Below are 14,013 nucleotides of genomic sequence, written 5' to 3'. Positions count from 1 at the left end.
CGGCTGGTAGGTGGGTACCGGCAGCTGCTGGTGCTCCGCGTAGGCCTCCGCGGCTGACGCGAGCGCCCTCAGCAGCACCTCCGGCCGTGGTGGGTTGCTCGGGTCCAGCATGCCGCGCAAGGCGGCCTCGTGGTCGAAGGTGTCCGGCTGGGGCCCGAACAAGTGCCGGTGCGCGACCTGCGGGGGAAGGGTGTCGACCAACGCTTTGACACCGTGCCGCAGGCTCGCCTGCGGGTCGGCCGTCAGGACCCGGCCGAGGGACCTCTCAAAATTGCGCGCGTCGCGGTTCCAGAGCGTCCTGTCCTCTTCGTAGAACGTCGACGGCATCGGCCCGGTGACGTCGAAGCTTCGCTGAGCCGAGGTGTCCGGTGCGGCGGAGGGGGGAGACACGTCGGACGCGTCCGGTGCGGCGACGGGCGCGGCGGAAGGCGGCTCGGCCGGAGTGAGGTGGTGGGCCATGGAGGCACCGCCGGGCAGGGCGATGTCGGGCTCCGCCACGCTGACGACAGCTCTGACCGCTTCCAGCACCATCCCGGGATCGGCGGACGGAGCCTCGACGACCCGCACCATGTCGTGGACGGAACCGTCGCCCGCCGTGACCTTGACGACGTCGCTGACGAACAGCTCTGCCGGTCGGGCGTACCGCACGTGGCGCTCGCGCGGGTCGTGCGCCAGCGCCGTGTGGTCTCGGGCTGACGAATGCGCCACCTCGACCAGGATCCGCGGCATGCCGGGATGGGTGGCTCCCAGCCGCGCCAGCGCCTCGTCGGGGGTGAACGCGACCCGGTGGAACCGTGGCAGGCTGAGCCGGCGCAGACCTGTCGCGACCTCGGCGACCGGAGCGGTCGTCGCGTAGTACACGGGCCTGCCGACCGGAGGCAGTTGCGCCAGTCCCTCCGCCGCCAATCCCAGGTGGACCGGGATCAAGGCGCGCAGGACGTCGGCCAGTCGAGGGGCCTCGTCGAGCATCCGCCGTCGCAGATCCCCGAATGCGGCGCTTCCCGACGTGTGCTCGACGTGCTCCACGGCCCACCCCAGCCGGGGCGTCAACAGCAGCGGCAGCCGCAGTCGGCCGCCGGGTCCCGCCTGGTCCATGGCATCGTTGATCGCCTGGCTCACCGCAGCCGTCAGGTCGGCTCCCGGCACGAGGAACGGGCGGCTCGCCTCGTGGCTGAGCAGGTACAACCCGATGACGTGAGCCGGGTCCAGCCGGTCCAGCGGCGAATCCTGGGCGCCCGCGCCCCATGCGTGGGCCACGGCGTGCCGGGCCGCCCAGCTGTCCGCGCCCACTTCCCGTGCCTCGCCGTGCGGGACCGGTGGAAGGCTCGCGGTGGCCGACAGCGTCCGTACCGCCCGGATCAGGCCGTACGGTACCTGGATGCCGTCGCTCGCGGGGAACGTCATGCCTTGCGTGTGCGCCTGCCAGTGCGGCAGGCGCAGACGGTCCGCGAGAGGGCCGGGGGGCAGGCCGTCGCGCGGCGCGAAGACAGCGTCCACCAGACCGTACAGATGAGCGCCGTCCCCGGCGAGCGCCGCGTCGAGCACCGCGGGGTTGCCGCTCATCTCCGACAGGGACAGGTCGACGAGGAGCACGCTGAGAGGGATCCCCCGTGTCAGTCCCCAGCCGAGCACCGCCTTGACGAAGAGGGGGAACTGTTCGGCGGGCAGGCCGAGTTCCCGGTACGACCAGTACATCGCCCGGCTGCTCCGCACCTGGTCCTCTGGGACGCGGATGCCGCGGCTGGTGAGGAGCCGGGTCTGTTCGGAGACGCCGACACCTGCCATATGCGCTTGATCGGGGTAGGCGGTCGCCGCGGCGGCCCACGCCGCGTCGCCCAGATCGGTCAGGGAGAGCCCCGGCGCGTCGGGATCGATGGTCACCCCGTGGCGGCCGCTCCGGGCGGCCGCCGCGACGAACGACCGCATGAGGTGCGCGGTTCGCACATCACCGGAGAGCCGCTCGCCCAGGGCGGATTCGTAGTCGCCGGCGCCCAGTCCCGACGTCTGGGCGGTCGCGGAGTAGCGCGACGCCTGGCCGGCGAGGTAGGGCTCGGCCGCGTCCGGCTCCGGCACGGGCAGGACCTGCCGCTGGACCTCCGCGAACGCCGGTCGGGGCGTGGATCCCCACCCCACGGCAAGTGCGAACGCGCCCGTGCCGGCAGTGCCGACCGGGACGTTGGCGGCGTGGAGCCGACGGCCCGGAGGGTGTTCCTCCGCCGCCTGCTGCGCCACGGTCGGCAGCACCTGCCGTGTGGCGCCGATACTGCAGTGCCACATCACATAGCGGGTGGTGTCGGCCACTCCCGCCGCCACCATGCGCCGGTTGGACTCGGCCCCGTGCTGTCCACCGCTCAGGGCCTTGGGCCCGTGCCGCCCTATGGCGAAGACGAGATGACGCGAGGCGTGCGAGGCGCTGAAGACGAAACCCGGCGTACCGGTCGGCCCGCTCGTTCCCGGCCCCAGCGCCCAGGGCTCGCGATGGATGCTCTGTCCGCTGAGGGCGTCCCAGACGTGGGACTCCGTCATGTTCCACAGGTCCGCGTACCCCGAGCGGCGGCCGATGAAGTCGCGCGCGGTCAGGCTCGAGTACCCGAACCACGCTCCCTGGACGTACAGATCCCGCACCAGGACGTCGTTGTCCCAGTCGATCGGCGATACGGGCCGCGGCTTCTCGACGACGCGCAGGTGCGCGTACCACAGGCCGGTCCGTTCGTCCTTCGCGTAGCCGAAGTCCTGGACCCGCAGGGCCGTCTCATGGGGAGAGGCCACCCGGCGCCGCGACGGTGCCAGGGCGAAGAGCGAGATCTCACGGACCGACGAAGACCGTACGACCTCGATCAGCACGGGATGCCCGGCCGCGGAGGCCCCGGGCGGGTACGGCCCGGCCTGGCGCGACAGTTCGTCCACCGCGACGGCCCGGTCCGTCGTCCCGCCGCGGAACGGGGCGAACGTCAATTCTCCGCCCACGGCCGCGTAGGGCTTCGCGTCGCCGAACAGCGGCCCCTGGACCACCGCGCCGTACAGCACGGAGCCGCCGCCCGCAGGCGTCGCCGGCAGGATGTCCAGGGCTTCCGCCGCCATCGACAGGTGGCCGCGGATCTCGGCGAGCAACCGTTCGTCCGCGGCGCGCGCGATGGCGTCGACAGCCGCCGCTACCTCGACCGGCGGAGCCTGCCGGTCGAGGGCGGCGCCGAGGCCGGGGTCCCGCAGCAACAGCAGCGGCCAGGTCAGCCTGTCGCGCGGGTCCGCCTGCCCGCCGATGTGACGGATCTTCTCGCGCAGCAGCTCCAACGCACCCGGCCCGTCGGCATGGAGTGCCGGGTCGAGGAGGTCGGCGTCGGGACCGGCGGCCAGCGTCAGCGCCAGGGAGTGACCGGTCGACAGCAGCCGCAGGCCCTCCACCGCGGCGGGGTCACGCGACAGTTCGCGCAGCGCCTGCCGACGCTCCGTCCGCAGCGCGTTCGCGGCGCCGCCTGAGACGGGGTCGTTCTTCAAACCCCTGTCCAGAAGCTCAAGGGGATCAGTCCAGTCGCCCAGCCCGGTGACGGCACCACTCATGAGGGGCCTGGTCTGTTCGGCGTACATCACCACGTGCGGCGGGACGCGCAACGCGTCCGACGGCTGCGCCGGGGTCTGCGAGGCGTCCGCCGGCCTGCCGAGCGGATCGACGATGCCGTGGATCCACCCGTGCACCCGGGAGATGTCCGTCAGCCAGGGTTCGGGTTCCACCTGCGCGTCGCGGACCCCGGCCCGGTGGGAGACGTCGAGGAACCACTCCCATGGCAGCCCGCCCGGACGCGACAGGTACCAGCCCGCCAGCGCGTCCCGGAAGTACATCACGTCGTGCCACGGTTCCGAGACACGCTCGTACAGTCGCAGCATGGTCTCGATCTGCCGGGCCTGTTGCCGTTGGCTGTCCGACAGGTCGGCCGATCCGTGGTAGCCACGCCCGCGCATCTCCGCGTCCCACGCGTCGCCGCGCGGCAGGATGCCGGTCGGGCCGGGCAGGCCCAGTTTCCGCGCGTAGTACGGCGCGACCCGTTCCAGGGCTTCCATCACCACCGGGAACGCCGGTCGCTGGTCGCTGTCGACCAGGATCTGCACGAGGGCGTCGGGCCCGACTCCGATCGGTGCGGACCTGCCGAACAGGAGATCGGCGAAGGGGTCGAGCCCGGCGCCGGCCACCGTCGCCGAGTTCTCCGCCATCCACGTGAGTGCCGCACGGACTTGCCACAGCATCAGCGGGTCGCGGCTCAGGGCCGCGGCGGCCGCCTGCCCGTACTCGCCCGACCGGTGCAGGTATCCCGGCCGCGACGGTCCGGTGAACAGCCCCGGGAACCGTGGGACGTGCACGCTGGGGGAGGTCTGCGTCGCTCCGCTTCCGGGCGGCACGACCTGCCGGCCCGACGCCGTCGCCCCCGGCATGCCGCTGTCCGTCCCCGGCGCGCCGCCCTTCAGCCCGGACGGCAGCTCCCGGCGCTTGGCCAGGATCCCCGCGACGGCCTCCGCCCGTTCCCTCGTCAGGCGCGGCACCGGGACGTTCCGCCAGGCCGCCGGCAACTGGCGGTGTGTCCGCGCGACCTTGTCGTGATCCACTTCGCCGTCGGCCCAACGCCAGTCCTTCAGGATGCGGTTGACCTCGCGGACCAGCTCCGGGTCGCTCCCCAACGGGTCGTCCGCCACCGAACCGGCATCGTGCGACGCCTGCGGCGGCAGTGGCGTGATGGCGTCCGTGTCGTCCGAGGCATTCCCGTCGAGTGGGCGGACGTCACCGGCGGCGTGGGCGCGCGGCGTGAGTGTGGTGACGGCCCTGATGGGCTCCGGCTCTCCCGCGTGACCGGTTGCAGGTGCCTCGACGACCTCCACCCTGCCGACGACCGCACCGCCACCCGTCGTGAACGTGCTGGTCCCCATGACGAACAGTTCGGTCGGCCGGGCGTACCGCACGTGGCGCTCACCCGGGTCGTGCGCCAGCGCGGTGTGGTCACGGGCCGAGGAGTTCCGCACCTCGACGAGGGTCCGGGGTGTGCCGACCGGGACGTCCGCGAGCCGGGCGAGGGCCTCGTCGGGGGTGTACGCGACCCGTTGGAACCGCGGCACGTCGGGCACGCGCGCACCCGCTGCCGCTTCAGGGGCGAGCGCGGTGGTCGCGTAGTACACCGTCCGGTCGACCGGCGGCAGTTGGGCGAGCCCCTCCACGGCGAGCCCCAGGCGGACGGGGATCTGGACGCGGAGCATGCCGGCCAGCCGGGGGGCGAGGTCGAGCAGCCGCTGCCGGACGGCCTCGAAGTCGTCGCTCCTGGTCGCGTTCCCGACCGCCTCCGGTGCCCAGTGCAGCGGGTGCCTCAGCAGCAGCGGGAGTCGCAGGTCGCCGCCGGGGCCCGCGAGGTCCATGGCGTCGTTGATCGCGTCGTCCACCAGAGGCTTGAGCAGCGCGGCGCCCTGGGCGAAGGGAAGTTCGTCCGCCCCCGACAGCAGGAACGGACGGCTCGGCTCATGGGTGAGCAGGTACAACTCGATGACGTGGGCCGGGTCCAGTCGGTCCAGCGGCGAAGGCGACCGCACCGCCCGTATCAGCCCGTCCGGCACCTCGACGCCGTCGTGATCGTCGGCGAGATACGCCATGCTCCGGGTGTGTGCCCGCCAGTGCGGCAGGCGCAGGCGATCGGCGAGGGGGCCGGGGGGCAGGCCGTGGCGCGGAGCGAAGACGGCGTCCACCAGACCGTACTGATGCACCCCCCCGCCTGCCAGTGCCGCCGTGATCAAGGGGGTGCCGACGCTCGTCCCGGACCGGGACAGCTGGAGGAGGAGTGCGCTCAGGGGGGTGCCCCGGGTGAGCCCCCAGCCGAACACCGCCTTGACGAAGGCGGGGAAGCGCTGATCGGGCAGCCCCAGCCCGCGGTAGTGCCGGTACATCGCCTCGGTGCCGCGGACGTTGTCCTGGTGCGGGTGGATGGCGTGGCCGACGAGCGGTTGTCGCCGCGTGGTCCCGTCGGTGCCGGTCCGGTGGGCGTCCTGCGGGTAGGCGTCCGCCGCGGCGGCCCAGGCGACGTCGGCCAGTTCGGCCAGGGAGATCCCCGGCCTTCCGGGGTCGGTGGTGATCTCGTACCGACCGTCCCTGACGACCGCGTCGACGTACTGACGCATGGCGTGCGTCGACTCCGGGTCGCCGGAGAGCCGGACGCCGAGAGCGTTCTCGTAGTCCTTGGCGATCTCCCGCAGACGTCCGCGCAGGGAGTAGCGCGACGCCTGGCCGGCGAGATACGGCGCGGCGTCGTCGGCCGTCGGCGCCGGGCGGCCCGGCCGGGCCGTGGACGCCGCGTCGGACCCGCCCACGGACGTGGAGGTGGCGGCCGGGGTGCCGGAGACGGCAGAGGTGCCGCTGCCGGTGGCGGTGACCGTGGGGTGGTGGAGCGCCGCGTGGTCCGCCCAGGTCGGCGGGAGGGACTCCGGCGCCCACAGGTCCCGGTACGCGTCGATGAAGTCGTGGCGGAAGTCGTCGGCGGCCTGGTCGATCGTGCCGTCGTCGTCACCGCGGTGGTCCGCGCTGAGGGCGTCGAAGGAGTCCGTCGCGCCCTTCAGCGCCTGGGCGACGCCGGCCTCGAAGGCGAAGTGCGCCGGGAGCTGTCGCGTCCGCTCGGCGAGGAGGGCGTCCCACTCCCGCCTGCGGCGGGTGAGTTCCGCCGGTGTCCCGGCCTCCCCGGCGAAGAGCGCGTCGAAGCCGGAGAGCACCCGCTGGTTCCATCCGGACCTGGCCCGCTCGGTGTCCGGTCCGGACAACCTCGCCGCGGGGTCGGCCTCCTTCCATGCGGCGAGCCGCTCCTCGAAGACCTGGTTCGCCGCGTCCAGGGCACGGTCACGGGCCTGTCGGCGCACCAGCACCGCCAGCCTCGCGGGAAGTGCCTGGACCACCTTGTCGAAGCGCGGGCTCCATCGGCTCAGCAGCTCCGCGTCATCACCCCACGCGGGCTGAGAGGTGTTCCCCGTCCCGAAGAGGTCCTCGAACGCGTCGTCCAGCTCCCGGTACGCCTGGCTCAGCACGATGCCGAGCCCGCGGCGGGACACCTTCGCTTCCGGTACCCCGAACGCCTGGAGCAGCGCCCGGCTGTGGTGGTCCAGGTTCTTGTGGAGGGAGCCCGCCAGCCACTCGACTTCCTGCTCCACCCGCGTCCGCTGGAACTCGTGCACGGCGCGCAGGTCGAACCGGGCCGGCAGCCCCCTGGTCAACTCCCCCAGCCGACTGGCGAACTCGCGCTTCCTCGTCCTCAGTTCGCCGGGGTCGGTGCCCTCGGGGAAGAGGACGTCGACCGCCTCGCGCAGCGCCTGGAAGAAGCCGTCCTTCCCGTGGTCGAGGACCGACTCGGCAAGCTCGGGGGTCACTTCGAAGGGAGCAACCGTCCCGGATCCCGCGGCCCGCCCGCTCCGCCAGGCTCCGGCGGCGTCGGCGAACGCTTCGAGGCCCCTCTCCACCGCGGACAGACGTGCGGAGTCGACAGCGTCGCGTGCGCCGGTTCCGGAGGCGCCGGCCGTGTCGGTCCCGGAGCCGGTGCCGGTGCCGGTGTCCGTGTCGGTGCCGGTGTCCGTGCCGGTCGCGGCCACGGTCGCGGTGTCCGTGCCGGTGCCGGTGTCGGTGTCCGTGCCGGTGTCGGTGTCCGTGCCGGTGTCGGTGTCGGTGCCACCGGCGGAGCCGGTCGCTTCGCCGGACGCCTGGGCATCCGGCCGGCCCGCCGTCGCCTCCTCGAGGCGCTGGGCGTACTGGGCGTGGAGTCGTTCCTGCCGCTGGGCCCACAGCGGAATCCGCCAGTCATCCGGTGTGACGTGGGAGGGCGCCGGTACGAAGGCCCGCGCCGCCGCGGCCTCACGTGCCTGGACGTAGCTCTGCTGGGCCTCCTCCATCCGCTGCCGGGCCCAGTCGGCCGTGTGAGGCGACGACAGGGCGATCCCCTGGTCGGCCCGGCCTGCGGCCTGGTCGCGGAAGTCCTGGCGCATCGCGTGCCGGGACCGCGCGACCTGGGCGAGCCCGGCCAGGCGCCGGTCGAACTCGTCGCGAACGCCGTTCCACGCCTCGGGTCCCTGGTCGGTCAGCCGTCGCGACAGCGGTCGGGCGAGGGCCTCGCGCTCCCTCTCGTACCAAGCGGTCGTCGAAGCGTCCCACTGGGAGTCGGGCGCCCCGATCGTCCGGATGTGCTGCCGGAACCCGTTCTCAAGGGCGGCGGCGTGAGGGGCCCGGGCCTGGAGCCGTCGCACCGCCGAACGGAGTTGGTCGTCGAGGGCCTCCGTCTCGTCCGCCGCGTCCTCGGACCGGGCGGCCGCCGACGCGTCGGTGGTGTACTGCTCCCGCAGAGTGGCGAGTTGGTTCTCGTACCACGCGCGTGTGCCGCCGTCGAAGGTGGCCGGTGCCCAGCTGTCGCCCTGCGTCCGGAACACGGTCGAGTCGAACCTCGCGCCCGCCCGCGCCAACGCGTCGTGCTCCTGGGTGTACTGGGCCCGGAACCTGCCGACCACCTCGGGCGGCACGGGGAAGTCCTCGTCCGACAGCGCCGCGCGGTCAGCCGCCGCGCCCGTCACCGCGTGGTGGAAGTCGTCCACCATCCGCGTGTACGGCGGCGAGGCGCGGAACTGCGAGAACCCCGCGAAAGGCCGTGCGGAGGCCACCTGCCGCTCGAACAGCCGGCGGGTGGCCGCGCGGGCCGTCGCCTCGTCGTCGATCTGCCGCAGCCGCTCGGTGAGCTCCTCGTCGAGCCGGGCGTGATCGGCGTCCCGGGCCGCGTCACGGGCGTCCGCGTACCACTCCCTGGCCCGCGTGACCGTTGTGGACGCCTCGAAGGCTCGCAGCCCCGGGAACGCCTCCACCCGCGCGTCGAACCGCTGGTAGGAGGTGTCACGGGCCGCGGCGGCGTTCCGTACCCGGTCCAGCTGCGCGGCGACGTGCCGCACCGCCTGGTCGTCCGGCCCGGACCGCGTCGTCGGTGCCGCCTGCGGCGGACTGCCCGCCGCCCGCCGGGGATCGCCGTACCGGTCCTCCCGTGCGGGCAGTTGGGCCATGGTCTGGTGCTGCCCGGCCGGGCCGGGTTCCTGCCCGGCCGGTGAGCGGAACGGGTCGCGGTCGACCGCGAGTCGTGATGTCCGCAGCGTCCACGTCGGCTTGCCACGCCACTCGGCGTACGCGTTCTCCTGCGCCTCGGCCTCGTCCCGCAGCGCCTCCCAGCGCTCTCGCGTCCGCTGCGCCAGCGCCGCCCGAGCCGTGTCCACGCCGTCGGGGCCGTTCTCGCGGGCCGCGTCCCAGTCACGGGAGAACGCGTCGCGCAGGGCGGCCGCACCCTGCGCGTACGAAGCGCGCGCGTGCGGTGAACTCAGCGTGTGGGGATCCAGCCCGGCCGCGGCGGAGATGTCCTCCAGGGTCGACGACTTGCCCAGCATCCCCTGGAAGGCCGCCACGACCTGCTGGTTGGACGCCGAACGCTCGGCGGCGGCCGCCGCCCGCGTCCGCTCGGCGTACGGTGTCCGCCCTTCGAAGTCCTGCCACCGGTCGGCGAGTTCCTTGGCGAAGGTGTCGTCCTCCTTCTTCTCCTCGGCCAGCCAGGCCCGCACATCCCGCTGCCGGGGGCCGTAGATCTCGTGGTGGCGCGTCGCCCAGTCGCGGCGGAAGTCCTCCTGGACGCTGTCGAACGTCTCCTCGCCGACGCTGAACCGCCTCACGGCCCGGCCGCCGAACAGGTCGCTGACATCGGCGGTCATGGCGTGGAACCGGCCGCCGCCCTCCCGTAGCGCCTCCGTCGCGGCGCCTTCGAAGGCCACGCGGTGCGGCAGGGAACGCAGCGCCGGATCGAACACGTTCTCCCGGAAGTGGCTTTCGCGCGCGGCCAGTTCCTCCGGGGACCAGACCTTGCTGCCGGGCCAGCCGACCACCTCGCGGTAGCCCTGGGTGAGTTCCTTGTGCACGTCTTCCCGGACGCGGGGTAGCGTGCCCCGGCCCAGCGCCTCGTCCATCGAGGTGTCCGCGTTGCGCAGCGCCTCCCCCAGACCGAGGTGGTACTCGAACCGGGCCGCCAGCTGGCCCCTCATCGCCTCGTGCGCGTCGTGCAGGGCCTTGAGGTAGGCGTTCTGCTCCCCCGCGGACATGCTGCGGCCCGTCCGCACGGTCCCTGCCTGCCGCGCGGCCTGCTCCAGGAGGTCCTCGTGGTACTGGCGTGCCACCTCGGCCGGGTCCACGGCCTCGAAGTCCACCCCGCCGCGGCCCGACCGCGCCCACCAGTCGAAGCTGTGGTCGTCGATGAACTGCCTGCTGTCCGCGAGCAGTTGGTCCTCGGCGACCTTGGTCCTCAGCCGGGCGTCCCAGCGGGCGGCCAGCTCGTCCACCGCAGGCTCGATCGTGTGGCGCCGGGCCACCCACTCCTCGTACGGCAGCCTGCGGATCTCGACGCCGGGGACCCGCCGACCGGCGACGACGCCATCGGGGAGGTGCCGGGTGGTCTGCTCGAAGTCCTGGGTGAACTCCTCACGCAGCCCTTTCAGCTGAGGTTCGGTCGCTCCCGCGGCCCGGCCGGCCCGCTTGAGGATGTCCTCGGCGGCGGCGTCGAGTTCCATGCGGGTGCGCAGCCCGCGGTGCAGCTCGTCGATGCCCCTGGTGGCCACGCGCTCCACGTTCTCCCAGGCGGCGGGATGGAGGCGGGAGTCCGGTGGGGGAGGCGATGTCCGCGGTCTGCCGGAACGAGCGGGTCCGCCGCGACCGCCGCGGGGCTGCGGCCCCTCGTTCCGCGATTCCCCGGGGCCGGGCCCCAAGGGGCGGTCCACGTCATGGACGCCGCGGACCTCCCGGTACGCCCGCTCCACCTCGTCGCCGACCGCGTTGGTGAACCGGGCACGGCTTCGCGCCTCGTCGTCGACGGACATGCCGACGGGGCGGTCGTCGTGGTGGTCGAAGGTCCGCTCGGCCGCCGTCCGTGCGGCGTCGGCCCAGGCCGACGCCTCGAAGTCGTCCGGGAGCGCCGCGGAGAGGTTCCGGAACGTCGTGTCGAACTGCCCCCTGGAGATGGCACCGCCCTGGTACCTCGCCAGTTCGTCGCGCCAGGCGGTGTCGAACCTCTTCTGGACGCGCTCTTGCCAGTCCGGCCACCCCTGCTCCGCGCGGGCGTGTTCCCCGAGCATCCGGTGGGCCAGGTTCACGGGGTCCCAGTGCTCCCCGAGGCCCTCGATTCCGGCGAGACGGTCGGCCAACTCCCCCCGGTCCGGCGCTCCCCTGCCCTCGCCCTCCCCCGGTTCCGACTCGGACGTCCCGCCCGTGCCGACGCCCGGGGCCCGCGCGGCCGGTTCCTCGTGGGTCGGCAGACCGGTGGCCCACGCCTGCCGGTAGGCCTGGGCCACGGAGTCGGTGAACTCCTCCGGCACGCCGATGTGGCGAGCCCAGTCCGCCGGGTCGTCCCCGGGGCGGGGTGCGGGTACGCCGTGGGTGTTCCGTTGCAGGTGGGCGCCATGGGCGTCCCCCACTGCCGCGTCCGCCCTCTGCTGCTGCCAGAACTTCTCCTCCTCCCTGCCGAACCTGTCCTCGTAGGAGCGGACGATGCGGTCCTGGGTGCCGCCCCACTCGCGGGCACGTGTCCGATCCGAGGCGTGGAAGACGTAGGACGGGACGGGCGGCCGCGGAGGCGGGGGGCCGTCGTCGAGGTGGGGCGTTCGCGGCGACTCCGCGTGGTCGTGCGGCGCGACGCGGCCGGGACCGCCGGCGGGGAGGGCGTGCGCGTGCGGGGGGAGTTCGACGCCGTGGCGCTGCGGCGGCGTCGTCAACGGCGACGACGGCTGCGGCGACTCCGGACCGGGGCCCTCCACCGCCTGTGCGACCTCGGGAGGAGACGGCCGAGCGGGTCCGGTGCCGATCCCGCTGGCGTCCGAATCCGGTGCGTAGGACTGCGATCGTTGCCGGACCGCACCGGTTCCGCCCTGGCCGGCGTCCAGTTCCGTCGCGTGCGCCGCCGGCTGCTGAGCCGCTGGCGGCTCCGGATCCCGCGTCAGGGACGACGACACCGGCGCGGACACCCGTTCGACGGATGAAGGTTCCGCGGAGTCCCTCGCGACGTCCGTACCCTGCTGCGCCCCTTCCAGGGAACCGGCGGGACCGGTCGTGTCGTTCGGGTCCCGCGTAAGGGTCACCGTCTTCGACGGCTCCGGCGGGGAAGTCCGGGCAGCCGCCGATCCGGAGGACGCGGACGCTGACGGCGACGACTCGGCCGAGGACGGACCTTCCGGCCTGCCCAGTGCCGGAGCCGACGCGGCCGGATGCTGGACCGGCCCGGCCGACGACCGGATGATCCCCGTCTGCCCGACCGCCTCGGCGGACGGCTGGGCGGCCTCCGTCTGCCCGACCGACTCGGCGGGAGCCCCGGAGGTGCCGTCGCCGCGACTCTCCGCCGGGTGCGGGGGTGAGACCTGTCCCCCGGTTTCCTGGCCCTGCTGCGGGACCTCAGGCAAGCGGGCCCCCGTGACGCCGTCGGAGGCCGCGGTGAGGGAGTCGCGCGGCGGCTGCGCCACGGCGTTCCCGGCAGCGGGGTGATCGGTCTCGAAGCCTGGCAGAACGGCCGGCGACGCGGCCTGCGATCCGCGCGGTCCGTCCACGCCGCCGAGGTGCTCGGGGGCGGTCTCGGCGCCTGCGCCGACAGGGCTGTGCTTCAACGGCTCGGGCAGCGGCAGCCTCTGCGACAACTCCAAGGACTGCCCTGCCCCCGGAGCCGGCTGACGCGCCACACCGCCAGGTCCCGCCAAGCCCCTCGCGTCCTCTTCCCCGGCCCCCTCACCGCCGGAGGCCAGGGAAACGCCGTCTTCCTCGCCACGCGAGGAAACCCGGCCCCCGGACACGCTGTCCCCGTCGTGCGACAAGGAGACCCGGCCCTCGTCGCCGGGGTCCACGAGCGACTGGTACGACGCGCCCCCGCTGTCCTCTCCCCAGGGCGCGGGGCCGTCTCCCTCAACGGTGATGCCGGACAGGCCCGGCCCGGCGCCTTCCTCACCCGGCCCGGGACCCCTGCCCTCCAACGGCACCTCCAGGGGTGCGCCGGAGCCCTGACCGAAGTCCTCACCGGAGCCGTCACCGGTGTCACTGCCAAGTGACCCGGGTGACGTGTCGGCGCCACCAGCGCCTTTGTCCAGGCCGGGTTCGTCGAGAAGACCCGGAAACGTCGGCACCTCCGGGATCTCGATCTCCCCGTCCCCGCCGTCCCCCTTGCCGCCGCGCATCCCCGCGGCGATGTGGCCCACGGCGCCGCCGAACGCCCCGGCCAGCGCGCCGAGACCGGGGTCGCCGTCGACGCCGAAGGCCGCGTCCGTGGCCGCCGCGCCGGCCGCGCCGACCCCGGCGCCGAGCGCCACGCTGCCCAGGAACGAGCCGACGATCTTCGGGGCGACCACGCCTCCCGCCCCGAACGCCAGGCCGCCGATGGCCCCGTTGATGGCACCGGCGCCCAGCGCCATCTCCGTGTTGCCCCAGTCCCAGGAGTGGCGGCGGTGCAGGCGGAACTGGATCGCCTGGTCCAGCGCGTCCATGAGGCCGGCGCCCAGCACGTTGATACCCACGGCCATCAACAGCCGCCGGACGATCAGCGCCACCACGGCACGGGCCGACGCCACGGCGGCGGCCGCCGCCTCCGGCGCCCACCAGGCCAGCCAGGCGATCTCGCCCGCCGTCCAGACCATCATCTCCAGGATCATGATCTTGGCGTACTGCACCTGGAGAGCCGTCTTGTCGCACAGGTTGGCGACCTCGTCGGCGCCGGTGGCGACCTGTTCGAGGTTCGACTGGAACTGCGTCAGGTACTGCTCGAACTGTTCGGCGGCCGAGCCCGAGACCCCCGCCTTCACGTCCGCGGTCACCTCGCCCATGCCCGTGGCGACGGCCCGCACGTCCGCGGCGAAGGTCTGATGGGCCTTCTGGAGGTTCCACAGGGCGTCCTCGTCCGCCGTCGGCCACGGTGCCCCGAGCAGATCGGCGACCCACTGCAACCCCGGGGGCATCATGATGCTCAT

The 14,013-nt window shown here is 73.7% G+C and carries 1 protein-coding gene (running past one end of the window); it reads right to left on the bottom strand.

Annotation, left to right across the window (positions count from 1 at the left end; genetic code table 11):
* A protein-coding gene (locus K7472_RS14520; RefSeq protein WP_222977917.1) for a scabin-related ADP-ribosyltransferase crosses the window boundary here: on the bottom strand, positions 1-14,013 show its 5' portion. It extends 26,847 nt beyond the left edge of the window; only the first 14,013 of its 40,860 coding nucleotides appear in the window; it begins with the start codon at positions 14,011-14,013; its stop codon lies beyond the left edge, outside the window.

The organism is Streptantibioticus parmotrematis (genome assembly GCF_019890615.1).
GTDB classification, from domain to species: domain Bacteria; phylum Actinomycetota; class Actinomycetes; order Streptomycetales; family Streptomycetaceae; genus Streptantibioticus_D; species Streptantibioticus_D parmotrematis.
Note: the sequence above shows the minus strand (reverse complement) of the source record. Positions and strands in the feature narration are given on the sequence as shown.